This window comes from Ruegeria sp. AF5 (genome assembly GCF_056541905.1).
This window is the reverse complement of the sequence record NZ_JBQFYZ010000021.1, coordinates 1-19003: the sequence shown is the minus strand read 5'-3', so window position 1 is coordinate 19003 and position 19003 is coordinate 1. Positions and strand designations below refer to the sequence as shown.

The following is a 19003-nucleotide window of genomic DNA, read 5'->3' as shown; positions in this document are numbered from 1 at the left end:
CCCACTGACACGAGGATTGCAACATGCGCCATAAGACATTCCTTTGGTTCTTCCTGCCCACAGGACTCGCGATGTTGCTGTTCATTGCAATGCCAATTGTCTCGGTGGTGACTCAATCGATCTTCGCGCCCCACCCGGCCGTTCTGTTAGAGGTCGAAAACTGTACCCCGCTTATCGGATGCACAACTGAGACCACTGTTGATCAAGAGGCCACCGCGGCGCTTCGCGCCGAGAAACCTCTGGGCCGGTTTGTGGGACTGGACATTTACTTTAACCGAGGCCATCTGGCGATACAGGAAATTGGTCAAATCTGGGCCGCGAATGAAACATGGGGCGGCTTCTTCACCGAGCTTGGTAATCTGCCCTTCTACCGGGCGATGGCATTCACGCTGACCTTCGTTGCTGTCGTGACACCGCTCACAATTATTTTGGGGCTGGTGATTGCGCTGGCAGTAAACTCCCTGCACAGGCAACTCAAAGGTCTGATGATCTTTTTCTCTCTTCTGCCCATGATCGTGACCCCGCTGATCGGCTCGCTCATCCTGTTTTGGATGATTGACAGTCGCGGGGTGATCGGCAACGCCCTCGTATATCTTGCTGGAGATCCGGATTTCAGCCTGAAAGCATCAACAGGGCTGATGTGGGTAGCGCTGATGGTCTATGGTGTTTGGCACGCTGCGCCTTTTGCCTTTGTCGTGTTCTATGCTGGCCTGCAAACCTTGCCCCAAGACCAGATTGAGGCCGCACAGATAGACGGGGCGACGCGCTGGCAGCAGGTCAAATTCGTGGTTGTTCCCCATCTCATGCCCCTGGTCACATTTGTTGCGCTGATCCAGTTGATGGACAATTTCAAGGTGTTCGAACCTATCATCGGCTTCAGTGCACAAGCGCATGCGCAATCACTCAGCACCTTCATCTTCTACGATCTCGGTGGCGAGACTCGGCAACTGTCTTCCGCTGCTGCTACCTCTGTGATGACGATTTTCGGGGTCGCCATTCTTCTGTCGCCCGTGCTTGTCCGCACCTGGCGCGATTTCAAAGGAGCAAGATAATATGGCCAGCCGCGCGCAAAGAATGCCTACAAGCCTTCGGATCGCCTCATCCCTGTTTGTGCTCCTATGGTTTATCCTGGCCGCCTTTCCGTTCCTCTGGACGGTTTGGGGGTCGTTCAAGGTCGAGCTGGATTTCTTCTCGATCGCTGACTGGACCAACGCCCTGACCGGTGCCCGAACCGAAGCGGTTTATGGCTCGCCGTTCACCACCACCGGATATGAGGGTGCTTGGATTCAGGAAGAGTTCTGGCGCAATGTTCTGAACACCGGGATCGTCTGTTTCTTTGTTGTTACCATCTCACTGACTATCGGGACTTTAGGGGGCTATGCCCTTTCGCGGTCTACTTACAACTACACATTCTGGCTTTTGATCACGGCGTTGATTTTCCGTGCAATGCCGCCAATCACTCTGGTCTCAGGATATCTTCTGCCCTTCTTTGAATGGAATGTTTGGGGGATTCTTCCGACCACCATTATCGTGCTGGTGGCAATCAACCAGCCGTTCACTCTTTGGATGTTGCATTCCTTCTTCAAGAACATCCCGAGCGAGTTGGATGAAAGCGCCAAGGTCGACGGGTGCAACCAATTCCAGGCATTTCGTCGCGTGATTATTCCGGTGATGTGGCCAGGCGTCATCACGACCGGGCTGTTCTCCTTCCTTCTGGCCTATAACGACTTTGCCGTGGGGGCGATGCTGCTCTCTGAAAGCAACCGTACTATGGTGCCTGCCATTGCCGCGTTTCTCGGTACAACGCAAACCGAGGGCAACGTGATGTTCGCTGTTGCAGCCGTGGTTTCGGCCACTGTTCCACTGTTCATCCTGGTGATGTTCTTCCAGCGCCAGATCGTTGGCGGCCTGACTGCAGGGGCGGTGAAAGGCTGACACGAATGGGCTCCACGCATCCTCAGTCCGTATCTGCCCATGCGCACGCAGCCAGCCTAAATCTGGCTGCGCGCCGGGCGCGGCGGCCAGGGCGAATTCCCTTTGCCTTGATGCGCGCGGGGCCTCGTGCCCGCACAGCATCAACGCAAATTGGAATCCGTTTGAAAAAGGACAGCGGCATGAACGCACGCTCAAACCGCCCCGCCATGGGCATCGCTACCGAAACCACGTTTGAGAACAAACAGCTTTATCGTCAGTTTCTCGAAAGCTTTGACAAGGGTCTCGGCGAGACCATGGAGACGGCCGCCAGCGAGATCTTCGCCGCAACGGCCACTACCGAAGCGAGCCATCCGATCAATGCAGCCCCTGATGGCAACGGCTACATCAGCTCTGTCATCTTACCGATTTCAGAGGCATTCGAGGGGCTCACCCGTCAGAACTATGTGGTCACAGGTGGCGAATACCTGGGAAGCGAGTGGGTCACCTCGACCGGGTATTTCCACGGTCATTTCAAGCGACCGCTTTGTGGTATTCCACCCAGCGGCAAACTGGCATTTCTGCGATTTGGTGAATTCCACCGAATGGAAGATGGCAAGATCGTCGAATCCTATGTCTTCCTCGGCTTTGCCGAGTTGATCATCGCGCTTGGCCTCTGGCCGCTGGAACTGCAGGGCTATGAAGGTGTCGTGCCAGGTCCGGCAACGCATGACGGCATCGTCATTGGGCCTTCAGACCCAGCGCAGTCACGCGCCACAGCAGATCTGGTCGAGGACATGCTAAAACAGCTAACGACCGAGGACCAAAGCTGGCGGCCTTATTGGGATGACCGAATGGTGTGGTACGGTCCCGGCGGGCTGGGATCCTATGCCACGGTCGATGCCTTCGCCGAATTCCAATCCCCCTTCGAGGACACGTTCGAAGGCTGGGGCGACGGCAAGGACGCAGGCGTCACCGGCGTCGGTTCGAATTGCAAAGCCGGGGATGGCGACTATGCATTCCTGTGCGGCTGGCCGCAGATCACCGGCGTCCACGTCAAATCCTTCCTGGGCCTGGAGCCAACGGGAAAGCGCGTTTTTATGCGTGACTGCGACTGGTGGCGCTGCGCAGAAGGCAAGATCATCGAGAACTGGTGCATGCTCGATATTCCTCATCTGCTGGTGCAACTGGGTTTCGACCTTTTTGCCGAAATTTCTGAACAGACCTAATGAGCTGTTCCGCCAGACATAACGCCATTGCGCGCCACCCGGCGCTCAACCGGATGCCAAGGGATTTTCTGACGGCCGACCAACCCTCCCCGTCCAGACAGAAAACCCCTTGGTAACCATAAAAGGAAAAGACACATGAAGGGCTCCCGCCCCGAACAGGCCGTGCTGACACGTGACACGGACATGAGAAAAACCGACGAGACCCGCGCCGTGATCGAGGGGATGGTCGATGGTTTGAACGATCACCGAATCGACGATATTGGCGAATTCTTCGCAGAAGGGTTCCGCTGGATCGGCAACCGGGGCTGCGGCACCAAAACTGGGCTCAAGGAGTTTCAGGAAAACTGGCAACGCCCGTTTCAGGCGGCGTTCTCGGACAAGACCTGCATTGATGAGGCCCGGCTTTATATGGGCGAATGGGCTGCGGCCTTTGGCCGTCAGGAGGCAACCCACTCGGGCGAGTTTCTGGGCATCGCGCCCACCGGCAAGCGGGTCGAGATCCGATATATGGATTTCTGGAAGGTCGTCGACGGCAAGATCGTTGACAACTGGGTGAACGTCGATTTCGCCCATGTCGCCGCGCAGCTTGGCGTTGATCTGTTCAACGGCGAAGGCTGGGAAGCATTTGACCGGGGAGAAAAAACTCCACCCCGGCCCGAAAACTGAGGATAGAGACAATGGCTATTGAATACCTGAAACGCGGCAAACCTGAAGCTGATCGGGCGGAAGACGATGCCAAAACCCGAGCTGTTGTCGAAGCAACGCTGGCGGATATCGAAACCCGCGGCGATACCGCTGTGCGCGAATTGTCAGAGAAGTTCGACAATTACTCGCCGGAAAGCTTCCGCCTGAGCCAGGCTCAGATCGACGAGTTGATCAATTCGCTGACTGAACGCGAACTGGCCGATATCAAATTCGCGCAGAAGCAGGTGACGAACTTTGCGCAGGCACAACGCGACTCGATGCTGGATATCGAGGTTGAAACTCTGCCAGGAGTGATCCTTGGTCACAAGAACATCCCTGTTCAGTCAGTGGGATGCTATGTCCCCGGTGGCAAATTCCCGATGGTGGCTTCGGCGCATATGTCAGTGGCAACTGCCAAGGTCGCCGGTGTTCCGCGCATCATAGCTTGTACCCCGCCCTTCCAGGGCAAACCCAATGCGGCCGTGATCGCAGCGATGCATCTAGGCGGCGCGCATGAGATCTATGTCATGGGCGGGATCCAGGCCATCGGTGCCATGGCGATAGGGACTGAGACCATTGATCCGGTTCACATGCTGGTTGGCCCCGGCAACGCCTTTGTGGCCGAAGCCAAGCGCCAGCTGTTTGGCCGGGTGGGCATCGACCTGTTCGCCGGGCCGACCGAAACCATGGTCATCGCCGACGAAACCGCAGCGGATGCGGAGCTCTGTGCGACCGATTTGCTGGGACAGGCCGAGCATGGCTATAACAGCCCCTGCGTTCTGGTCACCAACTCGCGCAAACTGGCCGAAGAGACACTGAGCGAGATCGACCGAATCCTTGGGATCCTACCCACCGCCGGCACAGCCAAGGTCAGTTGGGAGGAATACGGCGAGGTCATCGTCTGCGACACCTATGACGAGATGCTTCAAGTGGCCGATGACATCGCGTCCGAGCACGTTCAGGTCATGACAGATCGCGACGACTGGTTCCTGGAGCACATGACTTGTTACGGTGCGCTGTTCCTTGGTCCACGCACCAACGTGGCCAACGGCGACAAGGTGATCGGAACCAATCATACACTGCCGACCAAAAAGGCCGGGCGCTATACCGGCGGGCTCTGGGTCGGCAAATTCATGAAAACCCATAGCTATCAGAAAGTCGTCACTGATGAGGCAGCGGCGATGATCGGCGAATACGGCTCACGTCTGTGTATGCTGGAAGGCTTTGTCGGCCATGCCGAACAATGCAACATCCGTGTCCGGCGTTACGGGGGCATCAACGTGCCCTATGGTGAAGGCGCACCATATCGCGAGACGGCCGATGCGACTTCGTAAGCGTGACGAATCTTGCGCAGGGATTCGACCGGGGCCCTACAGAATTTTTTGGATAAGAAGTTAAAATAATGCGAGATTTCGCAATGGATACTCACTCTACCCACAAGGCCCTGATCGCGCCCCTGCGCGAGGCCATGTATAAATTCGACGAAGCTGAGGTACGAGTGGCGCTGGAGGCGGTGATCGCGCCCGATGCAGCCCTCCACATGTTGTATCCATTCGGAGATCTGACCGGCCCGCAGGAACTCAATGACACCTGTTACGCGCCACTTCTGAAATCCATGCCCGATCTTGAGCGTCGCGACTGGATCGTTATGGGTGGTCGGACAGAACAGGGCAACGATTGGGTTGGCTGCGGCGGCCACTACTTCGGCACCTTCGTCGCCCCCTGGTTGGACATCCCGCCGACCGGGCATCTGACCCACATGCGGTTCCACGAATTCTACCGCTTCGAAAATGGCAAGGTTGTCGAGATCCAGACACTCTGGGACGTTCCCGAAGTCATGATGCAGGCGAATGCCTGGCCAATGGCCCCGTCTTTGGGGCTGGAGTTCTGCATTCCCGGCCCGGCGACGCTGGATGGCGTTGTGTCCGGGCCGTGGGATGAGGTGAAATCTCTGGCCTCGTGCAATCATATCGTCGACATGCTGAAACATCTTGAGAAACACCCCAGCCAGGGTGGGCCCGAAGTGATGGAGATGGAGCGGTTCTGGCATCCGCGCATGAACTGGTACGGTCCCGCAGGGATCGGGACAGCGCGCGGTATCGCGGGATTCCGCAACTGGCACCAGACTCCCTTCCTCAACGGAATGCCCGATCGTGGTCAGTATGCCGACGAGATCACCTTTCACTTTTTTGGTGATGGCGACTACGCCGCTGTGACCGGCTGGCCGAACATGATCCAGACCGTCACCCATGACGGCTGGATGGGGATTGCGCCTTCGGACAAAAGGATCACTTTGAAGTCACTTGATTTCTGGCGTCTGGAAGGTGGGCTGATCCGCGAGAATTGGGTGTTGGTCGATTTGCTGGATGTGTATCGGCAATTGGGCGTAGATGTTTTTGCCCGACTGCGTGAGTTCAATAAGGCACGTGTACCGGGCGCCATCCCATTCCCGGTCGGCGAGGTCTGATATGCCGCATTTTCCCAGCACCCCCAGTTTCGACCTGAGCGGCAAGCGAGCTTTGGTCGCCGGAGCCTCGTCGGGCATAGGCATGGCCTGCGCTGTGGCGCTGGCGGAACATGGTGCTGAGGTCACTTTGGCGGCGCGCCGTGCTGGTGCGCTTCAGGATATTGCAAAAGATATGTCGGCGCAGGGATGGTCTGCCAGAGTTCTGGAACTGGATGTTTCGGACGTGGCGGCAACCGCTGAAGCCGTGGCGCAAAATGGGCCGTTCGATATTCTGCTGAACTCAGCCGGGCTTGCCCGACACAGCAAGGCCGTGGAAACACAGCCGGAAGATTTCGATGCGGTGATAGGCGTCAATGTCAAAGGTGCTTATTTCCTGACCCAGGCTGTTGCCAAAGGCCTGCTCGACGCTGGCCGCCCCGGTTCGCTGATCAATATCTCTAGCCAGATGGGCCATGTTGGTGGTCGCGAACGCGCGGTTTATTGTGCGTCGAAATTCGCGGTCGAAGGCTTCACCAAGGCGATGGCGCTTGAGTTCGGACCGGCAAAGATCCGGGTTAACACGATTTGCCCCACCTTCATTCTGACGGATCTGACAAAATCGACTTTCGACGACCCGGACAAGCGGGCCTGGATTCTGGACAAGATTAAACTGGGTCGCCCCGGAGAGATTGAGGACATAATGGGGGCGGTAGTTTATCTGGCATCGGATGCGTCGGCGCTGGTGACGGGCACGGCATTGATGGTTGACGGAGGTTGGACGGCAGACTGATGGCGACACAAAAAGTTACATCACTGGAAGTTGCCCGTCTCGCCGGGGTCAGCCAATCTGCGGTCAGCCGTGTGTTCACCCCCGGCGCGTCTGCGTCGAAAAAAACCGTTGAAAAGGTGCGCAAGGCGGCCAAGGAACTGGGCTATCGCCCGAACGTTCTGGCCCGCGCTGTAGTGTCCGGGAAAAGCCGGATCATCGGGCTTGTCGTGGCCTATCTGAACAACCAGTTCTATCCCGAGGCGCTGGAGAAGCTGACAAACACGTTACAGGAACGTGGATACCACGTGCTGATATTCATGGCCTCGCATGAATCTGGAAACATCGACAATGTGGTCGAGGAAATACTCGACTTTCAGGTCGAAGGGATTATCGCCGCTTCGGTGGCTTTGTCCTCGGATTTGTCAGACCGCTGCCGAACGGCCGGTATACCGATGGTGTTGTTCAATCGGGCACAAGACGACACGGCGATGTCGTCAGTTACATCTGACAACGTTGCCGGTGGTCGAAAGGCTGCCGAGTTCTTGTTGGCAGCTGGGCACCAAAAGATCGGATATATCGCCGGGTGGGAAGGAGCTTCGACCCAGCGTGACCGCGAAACAGGGTTTGTTGCGACCTTGCAGAAAGCCGGGGTTACGCTGCACGCCCGCGAAGTAGGAAACTTTTCGACGGAAGAAGCCCGGCAAGCCACGCTGCGGATGTTCGAAGCCGATCCGCCTGATGCGGTGTTTGTCGCCAACGATCACATGGCCGTTTCCGTGATGGACACGCTGCGGTTCGAATTGGGGCTGAATGTTCCAGGCGACGTTTCGGTCATCGGGTATGACGATGTCACTGTCGCCTCATGGCCAGCATACAACCTGACCACCATTCGACAGCCCGCCAATCGCATGGTCACCGAAACTGTCGATATTCTGCTCGGCAAGATCGAGGACCCCGATGCCGGTCCTCGTCGGGTCGAGATTGACGGACCGCTAATTGTGCGCGGCTCCGCCCGCATACCTGAAGGATGGAAGACATGAAGGGATTTGATCCCAAGTTCAAAGATTTCCCCGACTACATAATCGGGATTACCAAGGAAATCTGGGAAGATCGTGGCATTGCCACACTGCACGACTATTACGCCCTGGACATCGTCGTGCGGTCACCTGGGTCGGTGGTTGTCGGAAACCAGAATGTCATTGCTGCCACTATGGCAACTCTGGCAGAATTCCCTGATCGAACGCTGTTGGGTGAGGATGTGATCTGGTCGGGAACGCCGGAAGAGGGCATGCTGTCGTCGCATCGCCTTTTGTCCACAGCGACCCATCTGGGTGACGGTGTGTATGGCAAGGCGACCGGCAAGAAACTGGTCTACCGCATTTTAGCCGACTGCCACGCCATCAACAACCAGATCAACGATGAGTGGCTCATCCGCGACCAGAGCGCGATCGTGCAGCAGATGGGTTGGGACCCCAAGGAATATGCCCGCGATCTGATCGCGCGCGAAGGTGGGGCTGACGCCTGCGTGCAACCTTTCACACCGGCGAACGATCAGCCCGGCCCCTATAAAGGCCGTGGCAATGACAATGAATGGGGCCAGAAATACGCGGATATCCTGACCCGGATCATGAATGCCGATATGAGGGTGATCGAGGCTGAATACGACCGCGCTGTTCTGTCAGAATATCCCGGGGGCAAGACCGGCCACAGTTGGGGGCCGGTTGATCGGTTCTGGATGGGCCTGCGCGCGGCGTTCCCACGTGCCGAATTCAAGATCCACCACCAGATCGGCCGTGATGACCCGATGATGCCGCCGCGCGCCGCGATCCGCTGGTCTTTGCATGGCACACATGACGGCTGGGGCGTGTTCGGTGTGCCCACAGGGGCCGAGGTCTTTGTGCTGGGCATCAGCCAGGCCGAGTTCGGTCCATGGGGTCTGCGCAAGGAATACACCTTGTTTGACGAAACCTCGATCTGGAAACAGATTCTGCTGAAAACCGGCGATCTCTAGAATGTCGCACCGTATCTCAAATCTGGATGCCGGGCAGGCGTTGCGGCGGTACCACGCCCATCGCGCCAGCCTGCGTGCCCGGCGACTGAACAATCGTCCGCCGGGTGGTTTGGTTTGATCCGATCAAACCCAAATCAAAAGGAGAAAAGATATGAGTACCATCGAAAGCCGCATCGTCCGTTATGGCGAACTGAAGCCATGTAAAACCGCGTTCATCGACGCGCACACGCCGGGCTCGGACCAGAAGGAGAACTTTACAATCATTGGCGGTGGGGTCAGCGAAAGCCCGGATCAACACGTCCACATCACCGACAAGATCGGGTTCAACATCGGCGCAGCGGGGCAACCGCCGAAATGCCGCAACTCGCTGCACAGCCACACCACCGCCGAGGTGTTCTTTGTTGCTAAAGGTCGATGGCGGTTCTTCTGGGGTCGTTATGGCACGGCAGGTGAGTTCATCGCTGAAGAAGGCGACATCTTCAACATCCCGACCGGGATCTTCCGCGGCTTCGAGAATGTCGGCCAGGACTATGGCATGATCATGTCGATGCTGGGTGGCGACGATGCCGGTGGCGGCGTGACCTGGGCTCCGCAAGTCATTCAGGATGCGCAGGCCCATGGCCTGATGTTGGGCAATAACGGCGTCTTGTACGATAGCAAAAAGGGCGAGGAACTGCCACACAATGTGCAGCCGATGCCGCTACTGACCGAGGAAGAACTGAAAGCCTACCCTGAGGTTCCCGTTGATGCGGTGATCGGCAAATACGTCGCTCGCTACTGGGACCTGATGGCGCTGGCAGCGGACAAACCTGCGGTTGTGATCGGTGAAAATGGCCTGATCAAAGACAAGCCCGGTTTCGAGGTTGATTTTTTGACGCGCGGTTCGGCTGTGGCTGAACTGGTCAAGGCGGACAAACCCGTGGTTCTGATGCCGGCGAGTGGCCATTGGCACATCAAGATCAATGAGGTCGAGGTTACCCTGTCCAACGGTGATACCGCTCTGGTTCTGCCCGGTGAAAGCTACAGCGCTGAACCGTCTATGACCGGGCAAGCGGGTCTGTACCGGATCACCGCAACCGACGACCCTGCTGGGGCGACCTGGACAGGAGAATAACGCCGAAATTACACGTCCCGGTTTCAATCGGGGCGCGCGCAGCACATCCATCGCCGGCTTTCCGGCCCGGCGATGGACCTAGATTTGAATGGAGATCCTAACATGACCCGCGTTTCAACCACCCATGTGGGAAGTCTGCCACGAAATCAGGAGGTCGTTGACTTCATCTTTGCACGCGAGCGAGAGGAACCGTTCGATCAGGCTGCATTTGACGCCTGCATGACAGCGGCCGTGTCCGAGACCGTGCGGAAACAAGTCAAGGCTGGCGTTGATATCGTCTCGGACGGTGAGACCTCAAAGATCTCTTACGCCACTTACGTCAAGGACCGCTATACCGGCTTTGCAGGTGACAGCGCGCGCAATGCGCCGGCTGACCTCAAGATGTTTCCGGGCTTTCTGCAACGATTGGCCGATGACGGTGGAACGCCCCAGTATGCTCGACCCATGTGTGTGGGCGAGGTGCGCTCAAAAGGGCAGGGTGAGCTGCAGAAGGACATCGACAATCTCAAAGCCGCGATGGCCGAGCACGGGGTCGAGCGCGGTTTTATGAACGCCGCCAGCCCCGGAGTTATTTCCCTGTTTCTGCAAAATGATTTCTATCCGACGCGCGAGGCCTATCTGGCCGCGCTGGCCGATGCGATGAAGGAAGAATATGAGACCATCGTTGGTGCGGGTCTGGATCTGCAATTGGACTGCCCCGATCTGGCCCTGTCGCGCCATATGCTGTTCACGGACCTTTCCGACGACGAGTTTGTGAAAATTGCAGACATGCACGTTGAGGCGTTGAACCACGCGCTGCAAAACGTCCCAGCTGACAGAGTGCGTGTCCATATTTGCTGGGGTAATTACGAGGGGCCGCATTGCTGCGACATCGGCATGGACAAGGTGTTTTCGACGCTGATGTCGACCAAATCGCGCTATGTGCTGTTCGAAACCTCTAACCCGCGACACGCGCATGAATGGACAGTGTTCCGTGACCGCAAGGATGAGATTCCGGATGACAAGGTTCTTGTGCCCGGTGTGGTGGACACCACGACGAATTTTGTCGAACACCCCGAACTGATTGCTCAGCGTACCGAGCGGTTTACGAACATCGTTGGAAATGAGCGTGTAATCGCCGGATCAGATTGCGGCTTTGGCACCTTTGCCGGCTTTGGTGCGGTTGATCCGGATATCGCCTATGCCAAGTTGGGCGCGCTTTCCGAAGGGGCTGCCCTGGTCAAATGACGCCGCTTATCCTCCTGCCCGGCATGATGTGCGATGCGCGGTTGTTCACCCCGCAGATCGACGCTTTGTCAGGCAAGTACCCGATCCTGTGCGCACCAATCGGCGGACAGGACACAATGCAGGCGCTGGCCGCCGATGTGTTAGCCTATGCGCCCGAACGCTTTGCTCTGGCGGGACTCTCGATGGGTGGCATTGTGGGGATGGAAATCCTGCGTCAGGCCCCTGACCGTGTGGCTGGTTTGGCGTTGATGGACACGAACCCGCTTGCTGAATTGGACGAGGTCAAAGCCAGGCGCGGCCCTCAGATCGATGCGGTCGGACGTGGCAACCTACGCAAGGTCATGGCCGAAGAGATGAAACCGAACTACCTAACGGACGGTCCGCGCCGCGCCGCCATTCTGGACCTGTGCATGGATATGGCCATGGATCTTGGCCCGGACGTTTTTGTCAATCAATCTAAAGCTCTGCGTGATCGCCCTGACCAGAGCAACACTCTGCGCAACTTCACCGACGCAGCACTCATTCTCTGCGGGCGCGACGATGCCCTGTGCCCTGTTTCAAGGCATGAATTGATGCACGATCTGATGCCACAGAGCCGGTTGGAAATCATAGAAAACGCCGGCCACCTGCCGACACTGGAACAACCGCGACAAACAACGGCGGCTTTGATCCGCTGGCTGGAGTTGATATGAACCAATCCTTGCTGGACCTGCTGAAAAAGATCGACACGCCGACTGTTTGTAACGCAATCGAAGTGGCGCAGGGCAAGCGCGGATTCAGTGAATTCACCCGGGGCACGATGTTATGTTCTGATCCCGATGCGGGCGCGATGGTTGGATATGCCCGTACCGCGAAGATTGCCGCCGTGAACCCGCCGTCAGAACCGCCTGAGGAGATCCGCCAACGTCGGATGGATTATTACAGGCATATGGCAACTGGGAGCGGCCCGGCTGTCACCGTGGTTGAGGATTTGGATTATCCAGATTGCATCGGCGCCTTTTGGGGTGAGATCAATACGACGATCCACAAGGGCTTCGGCATCAGTGGTGCGCTGACCAACGGGGTAATGCGCGACCTGGGCGATCTACCCGGTAACTTCCCGGTTGTTGCCGGGTCAATCGGGCCCAGTCACGGGTTCGTACATGTGCGCAAAATCGGCACCTCGGTTTCTATCTTTGGTCTGAAGATCCAGAACGGCGATCTTGTGCACGCGGACCGTCATGGTGCGCTGGTTATCCCGCCCGAAGTCGTGGGCAAGCTTGAACGGGCGATCATCAAATTGCTTGAAACCGAAAAACTGATTCTGGATCCCGCCCGCGCAACCGGGTTCGATTTCGATGCCTTCGAAAAAGCATGGGCGGCGTTTGAAGCCTCTCGGACTTAAACTTGCGATCTGTATTCCCCGGTTCTGAAGGTTTAGACCCCGCTGGGATCTGTTGCAAATTTTCGACTTCAATATTCCGATATCCATTCACTCGAAGCACTTATGAGCGTCAACAGTCAAAGGTTTGCAACAGATCCCCGCCCCTGCGCATGGGACGCACTGCTAGCTTCTGTTCCTAAATCGTACCAACGCCGCGAATTGCAGCTTTGGCAACCTGTTCAAACATCGATCGATCGTTTGACGCTGATGCGACGATCATGCCCCCTTCAAGGGCGGCGACGATGAGGTTTGCCTTGTCAGCGGCATCCTTGACCCCATGCTTGACGAGCAGATTTTGGAGCCATGCCTTGTTCATCTCGAAGAAGGCTTTTGTGCGTTGGTTGATGTTTTCCGGCAGTCCAATGGCCTCGGCGCCCATGACGGCGCAAAGGCATATCGATTCGTTCAGCACAAGCGCTTTGGAGTAGAGCGAAACGAAGCAGTCCAGAGCGGTTTGCAGATCGTTCAGGTCAATCTTGTCCAGTTCTGCCTTGAATTGCTCGGCGTAGCGGGTGACGAGAGCCTCCCCGAGATCCGGTTTGGTGGGGAAATGGTAGTGTACGCTGGCACTTTTGATTCCCACATCGTTCGCCAGGTCACGGAAACTCATCTCCGAAAAGCCCGCGCTGCGCACGCGTTTCTCGGCGGCGATAAGAATTTTTTCTTTCATTGTCAGTGGCATGACTACCTACAATCTACCGATTGATAGATAAACGTTGACAGCCCAGGAATCAACTTCTAACTGTTATCTACCTAGTGATAGATAGATATTGATGAAAGGATCACGCTGATGGCTACTGGAAACAAACAAAAACGCGTCTTGCTGGTCATGTCGTCCGTTGACGAAATGGGCATCTCGGGCAAGCAAACCGGCACCTGGTTCGAAGAGGTCGCAACCCCGTATTACGTCCTGACGGAAGCGGGCTATGAGGTTGTCTTTGCCTCGCCCAAAGGCGGCAACGCGCCGATTGACCTGCTGTCGATGAAGGCTCCGTTCACTACCGAAAACACTGACCGCTTCTTCAACGATCCGGTGGCCATGTTCGCGGTACAGAATACCCGCAAACTGCGCGAGATCGACTATTCGACCTTCGATGCGCTTTTCGTACCCGGCGGTTATGGATTGATCTGGGATCTGGCGTCGGACAGCCATGCTATCAAGATGATCCGGGAGTTCTACGAATCCGAACGGCCTGTCGCGATGGTCTGCCACGCGCCGGCCATACTGCGGGATATCAAGAAGTCAGACGGCAGCTACCTGGTTGAGGGCCTCAGCCTGACCGGTTTCAAGAACGACGAAGACAGTGAGATCGAGCTTCTGCATCACCTTCTGTTCTCTCTCGAAGATGAACTGAAACGCCGTGGCGCCACCTACGTCAGCAAGGCCAACTGGGAGGCCAACGTGGTCGAAGATGGCGCCCTGATGACCGGCCAAAGCCCGGCGTCGGCACCACCACTCGCGGAAGCGCTCAAGCTGCGCCTGGCTGCCTGACGCCTTACGTCGGGGCGGGCACCTGTCCGCCCCGGCAATTCGAAATGGAGAAGTCCCATGTCCGCCGATCTGCAACCCATCGACAGTGTCGAGATTCTCGTTCTCATCGACAACCGGACGGACAGCCTGTCCAGCGTGCCCGAGGGGTTCACCCATGAGTGGATCAACCTCCACAACGTCGGGATGAAGCAAATCTCGGGCGCCGGTCAGTGTTGTGCCAATCACGGCTTGGCGTTGATCATCACAGCCCGGCGCGGTGTGACGGAACATACATTGCTCTTTGACGCCGGGCCGGTGGATTTTGCCGTCGAGTTCAACGCATCACGCCTTGGCAAATCCTTTGCAGCCATCGAGGCGATCGCCCTGTCGCATGGGCATTGGGACCATGCAGGCGGCATTCCAGCGGCAATCGACCTGATCCGCAAGGATGGCCAGACCGGCGAGTTACCGGTTTATCTGCATCCCGGGATGTTCCGCAAACGCGCCTTTCCGCTTTCATCGGGGGAACTGATCGAAATTCGCGAAATCGCCACGCCCGAAGCCCTGGCTGCGCAGGGGGCTACACCCGTTGTTACGGATCAACCGGTCAGCGTGCTGGACGATATGTTCTATATTTCGGGCGAAATTCCCCGTGTCACGGATTACGAGGTCGGATTTCCGGGTCATGTCCGCCGCACCGAAGACGGCGCGGGTTGGGAAGACGACCCGTTGCTCATGGACGAACGCTATGTGGCGGTGAACATCGCGGGCAAAGGGCTGGTGGTGTTTTCGGCCTGTAGCCATGCGGGTATCGTCAATGTCCTTCATGCCGCTCAAAGGGATATCCCCGGAGTGCCGATCCATGGCCTAACCGGCGGCTTTCACCTTGCCGGTGGCAACGAAAAGATCATCGACCGGACCGTCGCCGACTTTGCGCAGTTCGACATCGACCTGATCATGCCCGGCCACTGCACAGGTTGGCGTGCGACAAACGCGCTGGAACGCCAATACGGCGAACGGGTTGTGCCGATTGCCGTCGGCATGAAGATCAACCTTTGAGAAAGGGAATGAGCCATGGAAATCAATGCAAACTTTGATGAACGCGCTGTCGTCCACTCGGAGAACGAGCCCTGGGTCCCCTCGCCAATGAAGGGTGTCGACCGTCGCATGCTCGACCGGATCGGCGACGAGGTTGCACGGGCAACAACGATTGTCCGCTATGCACCAGGCAGCGCCTTTTCGGCCCATACCCATACCGGTGGCGAAGAGTTTCTGGTGCTTGACGGCGTCTTTCAGGACGAGCACGGGGATTTTCCCGTCGGCACCTATGTGCGCAACCCGCCGACCACGTCGCATACGCCAAGCGCGGCGGACGGGGCAACGATCCTGGTCAAGCTTTGGCAGTTCGACCCGGAGGACCGCACACAGCTGACAATCGACACAAACGCGCAGGACCCGCGCCCGGTTGCAGATGGCATATCCGAAATCCCGCTTTTCGAGGATTCCCGTGAACGGGTCCGGATCGAGCTTTGGGATGCATCGGCCAATGTGACCGTGACCGACCACAAGGGGTTCGAGGCACTGGTGATCGAAGGCAGCTTCTCTGAGCACGGAGAGATCTTCGAGAAGAATTCATGGCTGCGTCTGCCGCCGGGTATGGCGCTCGATGCCACGGCCGGGCCCAAAGGCGCGCGCCTGTGGGTCAAAACCGACCACCTGGCAGAACCGCCGGTCATCCCGGGCAAAGGATAGGATCATGGGCAAACCCCTTGCAATTGTCGCTGGTGCTGGTCCGGGGCTTGGGCAGACGCTGGTTTCGGCATTTGGTCAGAATGGCTATACGGCATTTGGTCTCAACCGGACGATCCCGTCGGGTGCCGACCAAATTCTGCAAGTCGACCTGGCGAATCCGAAACACACAAAGGCCAAGCTGCGCAACATCATCTGCACCCATGGCGCGCCGAAGCTTGTTGTTCAGAACACCGCGAAACTCGTGATCGCGCCGTTCGAGGAAACAAGCATCGAGGATTTCGAAGCGACCTGGCGGGCCATGGTCCTGTCAACGGTCAACCTGGCACACCGAATTTTGCCCGCAATGGTTGATACCGGGGGCGGCACCTTTATCGTCTCTGGTGCCACAGCCAGCCTGCGCGGTGGCAGGAACTTTGCAGCCTTCGCTTCGGCCAAGGCGGGTCTGCGGGCATTGACCCAATCCCTGGCCCGCGAATACGGGCCGCAAGGCGTGCATGTGGTGCATGTGATTCTGGACGGGATCGTCGACACCAGGGCCAGCCGGGATCTGCACAAGATGGATCCGGCGCGGATGATGAAACCTGTGGACATCGCTCAGACCTATCTGGCGCTGGCCAACCAACCGCAATCCACCTGGACCCACGAATTGGATCTCAGACCCAAAGGGGAGGCATTCTGATGCAAACCGATACTCTGATTGTTGGCGGAGGTCTCTCCGGCCTTGCCCTTGCCGATCAGCTGACACGAAACGGCACGGATTTCCTTCTGATCGAAGCGCAGGACCGCCTGGGCGGGCGCATCCTGACCAAAGACCTGTCGGGCGGAAAGTTCGACCTTGGCCCGGCCTGGTTCTGGCCCGGCCAGCCGCGAATGGCCGCCTTGGCCCGGCGTTTCCGAATCCCGGTGTTCGAACAGTTTGCCACCGGCGATCAGATGTATCAGGACCAGTCCGGCGCCGTCCAACGTGCCCGCGGCTATGCCTCGATGCAGGGCTCCTACCGGCTTGCCGGGGGCATGGGCGCCATGATCGACGCGCTTGCCGGATCTCTGGATGCCGGTCACGTCTTGACACAGGTGAGCCTCAAATCGGTCAATCATTCTCCGGGCATGATCACTGCATCTCTCGACCATGACGGCACGGCCCTTTCCGTTGAAGCCCGGCAAATCATGCTGGCGATCCCGCCGCGGGTGATTGCGGAAACCGTCAAATTCGAGCCGGCGCTGGATGCAGCACAGATCCAGGCCTTGAAAAACGTCCCGACCTGGATGGCGGGGCAGGCCAAGATCCTCGCGGTTTACGATGAGCCCCACTGGCGCAATGCCGGGCTTTCGGGTGACGCCATGAGCCATCGCGGCCCTATGGTCGAAATCCACGACGCCTCTCCCATGAAGGGCGGTCCCTACGCGCTGTTCGGTTTCGTCGGCTATCCCGCCGACACGCGCGAGGCACACAAGGACGCCATGATGGACGATGCCCTGGCGCAACTTACGGCGATGTTTGGCCCCAAGATGGCGCAGCCCCTCGATCTGGAACTGCAGGACTGGGCCACAATCCCGGAAATCTCCCGCACGCAGGATCGCGTTCCGGTGCGCTTCCACCCAAGCTACGGCTTGCCTTCAATCCTCGGCAGCTTGGCGGAACGGGGTGTGCATTTCTGCTCGACCGAAACCGCACGCGGGTTTGGCGGATTTCTTGAAGGCGCGCTGGAGGCTGCTGAGAGAGTTGCAGCATTCGCAGATGAAACCATCATAGCTGAGGCCTGACCGAGCTTTCACTGTCGCCCTTTGTCTTGAATGATCGCTCACGTATGGAAGATGGTTCGATGGCGGGATATCACGGCGCTGCTACAAAGACCGCTCACAACCGCAGTTGGAGGTGGTTAAACATCAGATCGAATGCCTACTATATTTCGGCCCTCGTGGACGGCCCAATCCTGCCGTTCGACCTTAGTCCTGAATTCTGCGGTTGCAGCCCGCTTTCCGGACATTCGCCGCAAGCGCGAACTCCGGGCCTCGTCGAACTCACAGATTGCGGACAAAACCGCCGTTTGGATCGCCGATATGCAAGTCAGCTTCACCGCAGTTTGCAGGCTTTCGAGGCGAATTGCTCGCAAGGTGCACGTTGGGAATGCTCAACTTATTGATAATGTTGACAGATTGATCCACTCCTCCACGGCGTAGGCTTAAAGTTTCTCGGGCTTCCAATCTCTGAAGCGGGCGCGACCGAGATCGGACGTCCACCACGGCCAAAAAAAACTGACGGAAGAGCCAACTGGGGACAGCAAGTTGCCGTTGAACTCATACGCTTCAGCGGCTGATTAGAGACTTTACTTGGCGCCGCTGTCTCAGGGTTCGCTGCCAACATCCAAGCCCATCATATTAATCAGCTTAGTGCCGATGTCGCTGGCAATGGCACTGGGCCGCTCAATCAGGCCCACTATCGTGGGCGTTTGCGGTAAACACGAACTCAAAAGGACTCATTGAAGGGGACATGAATAGCATGTCGCCACGGTGAGGGGGCGAGAATAAAACTCCCTCAAGATGGTTAAGCGCCATTTCGCGGATTTGCGAACCCGAAACCAAAGCCACGCGAAGAACCGGGCAAGCGCCTCTTGCTGTCAGCGCAAACAAACTGTTCTTGGTCCAGCCAAAGCTGTCCGCATAAGGTCGAATCCACCCTTTACGCGCGATCTTTAGCCGTCGGCTCAGCGGATACGGTTAAACCGCCGATGCGAATGGCTACCTCGGTCCTCTCAATCCGGCTCTGCCCAATCGCAAACTGTCCGCCATTAGCACCCATGGAACAGACTAGGTTGATTGCGTAGCGGAGGATTTCAGGCTCATCGTAACCATCAGAGAGTGAAGATGAGAATGAAATCCGGGAAACAGAAAGCGTCAGCAGAGAGAGTTGTCAAAGACATCCGCAGGAAGACACGGCGCCAGCATTCGGCAGAGGAGAAGATCCG

General features: G+C 57.5%; 19 protein-coding genes. 18 read left to right on the top strand and 1 reads right to left on the bottom strand.

Annotated elements, in window-relative coordinates:
• Positions 1-23: 23 nt before the first annotated feature.
• The 13 genes from ACR0DS_RS18585 (at position 24) to ACR0DS_RS18525 (ending at position 12775) form a co-directional block, all read left to right on the top strand.
• Positions 24-1052 (top strand): carbohydrate ABC transporter permease, encoded by a 1029-nt coding sequence (locus ACR0DS_RS18585; protein WP_209599328.1) that lies wholly within the window; start codon positions 24-26, stop codon positions 1050-1052.
• A gap of 1 nt (position 1053) precedes the next feature.
• Entirely contained in the window at positions 1054-1935 is an 882-nt protein-coding gene (locus ACR0DS_RS18580; RefSeq protein ID WP_209507350.1) for a carbohydrate ABC transporter permease, read from the top strand.
• Positions 1936-2114: 179 nt separating this feature from the next.
• Positions 2115-3140, top strand: coding sequence for an ester cyclase (locus tag ACR0DS_RS18575; protein WP_480560600.1), 1026 nt, complete (start codon positions 2115-2117; stop codon positions 3138-3140).
• 135 nt (positions 3141-3275) lie between these two features.
• Entirely contained in the window at positions 3276-3806 is a 531-nt protein-coding gene (locus tag ACR0DS_RS18570; protein ID WP_209507348.1) for an ester cyclase, read from the top strand.
• Positions 3807-3817: 11 nt separating this feature from the next.
• Entirely contained in the window at positions 3818-5158 is a 1341-nt protein-coding gene (hisD, locus tag ACR0DS_RS18565) for a histidinol dehydrogenase (protein WP_480560598.1), read from the top strand.
• A gap of 83 nt (positions 5159-5241) precedes the next feature.
• Positions 5242-6291, top strand: a complete 1050-nt coding sequence (locus ACR0DS_RS18560) for an ester cyclase (protein ID WP_480560596.1) — start codon at positions 5242-5244, stop codon at positions 6289-6291.
• Between the two features lies 1 nt (position 6292).
• Positions 6293-7060: an SDR family NAD(P)-dependent oxidoreductase gene (locus ACR0DS_RS18555; RefSeq protein ID WP_480560594.1), complete on the top strand. Its 768-nt coding sequence runs from the start codon at positions 6293-6295 to the stop codon at positions 7058-7060.
• Positions 7060-8079 carry a LacI family DNA-binding transcriptional regulator gene (locus ACR0DS_RS18550; protein WP_209599322.1) on the top strand — a complete coding sequence of 340 codons (1020 nt, stop codon included), beginning with the start codon at positions 7060-7062 and terminating at the stop codon, positions 8077-8079. The genes ACR0DS_RS18555 and ACR0DS_RS18550 overlap by 1 nt, the downstream gene beginning before the upstream one ends.
• Positions 8076-9050: a nuclear transport factor 2 family protein gene (locus ACR0DS_RS18545; RefSeq protein WP_480560592.1), complete on the top strand. Its 975-nt coding sequence runs from the start codon at positions 8076-8078 to the stop codon at positions 9048-9050. The genes ACR0DS_RS18550 and ACR0DS_RS18545 overlap by 4 nt, the downstream gene beginning before the upstream one ends.
• 151 nt (positions 9051-9201) lie before the next feature.
• Positions 9202-10164, top strand: a complete 963-nt coding sequence (locus ACR0DS_RS18540) for a cupin domain-containing protein (protein ID WP_480484714.1) — start codon at positions 9202-9204, stop codon at positions 10162-10164.
• A gap of 102 nt (positions 10165-10266) precedes the next feature.
• Positions 10267-11391, top strand: coding sequence for a cobalamin-independent methionine synthase II family protein (locus tag ACR0DS_RS18535; protein ID WP_480560590.1), 1125 nt, complete (start codon positions 10267-10269; stop codon positions 11389-11391).
• The gene (locus ACR0DS_RS18530) at positions 11388-12083 is read left to right on the top strand and encodes an alpha/beta fold hydrolase (RefSeq protein WP_480560588.1); all 696 of its coding nucleotides are present in this window, start codon (positions 11388-11390) and stop codon (positions 12081-12083) included. Before ACR0DS_RS18535 ends, ACR0DS_RS18530 begins: the two co-directional genes overlap by 4 nt.
• Positions 12080-12775, top strand: coding sequence for an RraA family protein (locus tag ACR0DS_RS18525; RefSeq protein ID WP_480484711.1), 696 nt, complete (start codon positions 12080-12082; stop codon positions 12773-12775). The genes ACR0DS_RS18530 and ACR0DS_RS18525 overlap by 4 nt, the downstream gene beginning before the upstream one ends.
• Before the next feature lie 175 nt (positions 12776-12950).
• On the opposite strand, the gene ACR0DS_RS18520 is transcribed toward ACR0DS_RS18525, so the two are convergent.
• The gene (locus tag ACR0DS_RS18520; RefSeq protein ID WP_480560586.1) at positions 12951-13484 is read right to left on the bottom strand and encodes a TetR/AcrR family transcriptional regulator; all 534 of its coding nucleotides are present in this window, start codon (positions 13482-13484) and stop codon (positions 12951-12953) included.
• A 120-nt stretch (positions 13485-13604) separates the two neighbouring features.
• Between ACR0DS_RS18520 and ACR0DS_RS18515 the strand changes: the two genes are divergently transcribed.
• From ACR0DS_RS18515 to ACR0DS_RS18495, 5 genes are read left to right on the top strand one after another with little or no spacing between them, the layout of a single operon-like run.
• A complete protein-coding gene (locus tag ACR0DS_RS18515; protein ID WP_480488932.1) occupies positions 13605-14306 on the top strand; it encodes a type 1 glutamine amidotransferase domain-containing protein in 702 nt (233 codons plus the stop codon).
• 57 nt (positions 14307-14363) lie between these two features.
• Positions 14364-15344 carry an MBL fold metallo-hydrolase gene (locus ACR0DS_RS18510; RefSeq protein ID WP_480474286.1) on the top strand — a complete coding sequence of 327 codons (981 nt, stop codon included), beginning with the start codon at positions 14364-14366 and terminating at the stop codon, positions 15342-15344.
• A gap of 15 nt (positions 15345-15359) precedes the next feature.
• Positions 15360-16037, top strand: a complete 678-nt coding sequence (locus ACR0DS_RS18505; RefSeq protein WP_480484708.1) for a cupin domain-containing protein — start codon at positions 15360-15362, stop codon at positions 16035-16037.
• Between the two features lie 4 nt (positions 16038-16041).
• Complete coding sequence (locus ACR0DS_RS18500; protein WP_480560584.1) at positions 16042-16716, top strand: SDR family NAD(P)-dependent oxidoreductase; 675 nt, start codon at positions 16042-16044, stop codon at positions 16714-16716.
• Positions 16716-17801: a flavin monoamine oxidase family protein gene (locus ACR0DS_RS18495; RefSeq protein ID WP_480560582.1), complete on the top strand. Its 1086-nt coding sequence runs from the start codon at positions 16716-16718 to the stop codon at positions 17799-17801. The genes ACR0DS_RS18500 and ACR0DS_RS18495 overlap by 1 nt, the downstream gene beginning before the upstream one ends.
• The last annotated feature ends 1202 nt before the right edge of the window (positions 17802-19003 follow it).

Excerpts from the sequence above, each read along its gene's own strand:
- ACR0DS_RS18585 (WP_209599328.1), top strand. The coding sequence starts at position 24 with ATGCGCCATAAGACATTCCTTTGGTTCTTCCTGCCCACAGGACTCGCG.
- ACR0DS_RS18580 (WP_209507350.1), top strand. The coding sequence starts at position 1,054 with ATGGCCAGCCGCGCGCAAAGAATGCCTACAAGCCTTCGGATCGCCTCA.
- ACR0DS_RS18575 (WP_480560600.1), top strand. The coding sequence starts at position 2,115 with ATGAACGCACGCTCAAACCGCCCCGCCATGGGCATCGCTACCGAAACC.
- ACR0DS_RS18570 (WP_209507348.1), top strand. The coding sequence starts at position 3,276 with ATGAAGGGCTCCCGCCCCGAACAGGCCGTGCTGACACGTGACACGGAC.
- hisD (WP_480560598.1), top strand. The coding sequence starts at position 3,818 with ATGGCTATTGAATACCTGAAACGCGGCAAACCTGAAGCTGATCGGGCG.
- ACR0DS_RS18560 (WP_480560596.1), top strand. The coding sequence starts at position 5,242 with ATGGATACTCACTCTACCCACAAGGCCCTGATCGCGCCCCTGCGCGAG.
- ACR0DS_RS18555 (WP_480560594.1), top strand. The coding sequence starts at position 6,293 with ATGCCGCATTTTCCCAGCACCCCCAGTTTCGACCTGAGCGGCAAGCGA.
- ACR0DS_RS18550 (WP_209599322.1), top strand. The coding sequence starts at position 7,060 with ATGGCGACACAAAAAGTTACATCACTGGAAGTTGCCCGTCTCGCCGGG.
- ACR0DS_RS18545 (WP_480560592.1), top strand. The coding sequence starts at position 8,076 with ATGAAGGGATTTGATCCCAAGTTCAAAGATTTCCCCGACTACATAATC.
- ACR0DS_RS18540 (WP_480484714.1), top strand. The coding sequence starts at position 9,202 with ATGAGTACCATCGAAAGCCGCATCGTCCGTTATGGCGAACTGAAGCCA.
- ACR0DS_RS18535 (WP_480560590.1), top strand. The coding sequence starts at position 10,267 with ATGACCCGCGTTTCAACCACCCATGTGGGAAGTCTGCCACGAAATCAG.
- ACR0DS_RS18530 (WP_480560588.1), top strand. The coding sequence starts at position 11,388 with ATGACGCCGCTTATCCTCCTGCCCGGCATGATGTGCGATGCGCGGTTG.
- ACR0DS_RS18525 (WP_480484711.1), top strand. The coding sequence starts at position 12,080 with ATGAACCAATCCTTGCTGGACCTGCTGAAAAAGATCGACACGCCGACT.
- ACR0DS_RS18520 (WP_480560586.1), bottom strand. The coding sequence starts at position 13,484 with ATGAAAGAAAAAATTCTTATCGCCGCCGAGAAACGCGTGCGCAGCGCG.
- ACR0DS_RS18515 (WP_480488932.1), top strand. The coding sequence starts at position 13,605 with ATGGCTACTGGAAACAAACAAAAACGCGTCTTGCTGGTCATGTCGTCC.
- ACR0DS_RS18510 (WP_480474286.1), top strand. The coding sequence starts at position 14,364 with ATGTCCGCCGATCTGCAACCCATCGACAGTGTCGAGATTCTCGTTCTC.
- ACR0DS_RS18505 (WP_480484708.1), top strand. The coding sequence starts at position 15,360 with ATGGAAATCAATGCAAACTTTGATGAACGCGCTGTCGTCCACTCGGAG.
- ACR0DS_RS18500 (WP_480560584.1), top strand. The coding sequence starts at position 16,042 with ATGGGCAAACCCCTTGCAATTGTCGCTGGTGCTGGTCCGGGGCTTGGG.
- ACR0DS_RS18495 (WP_480560582.1), top strand. The coding sequence starts at position 16,716 with ATGCAAACCGATACTCTGATTGTTGGCGGAGGTCTCTCCGGCCTTGCC.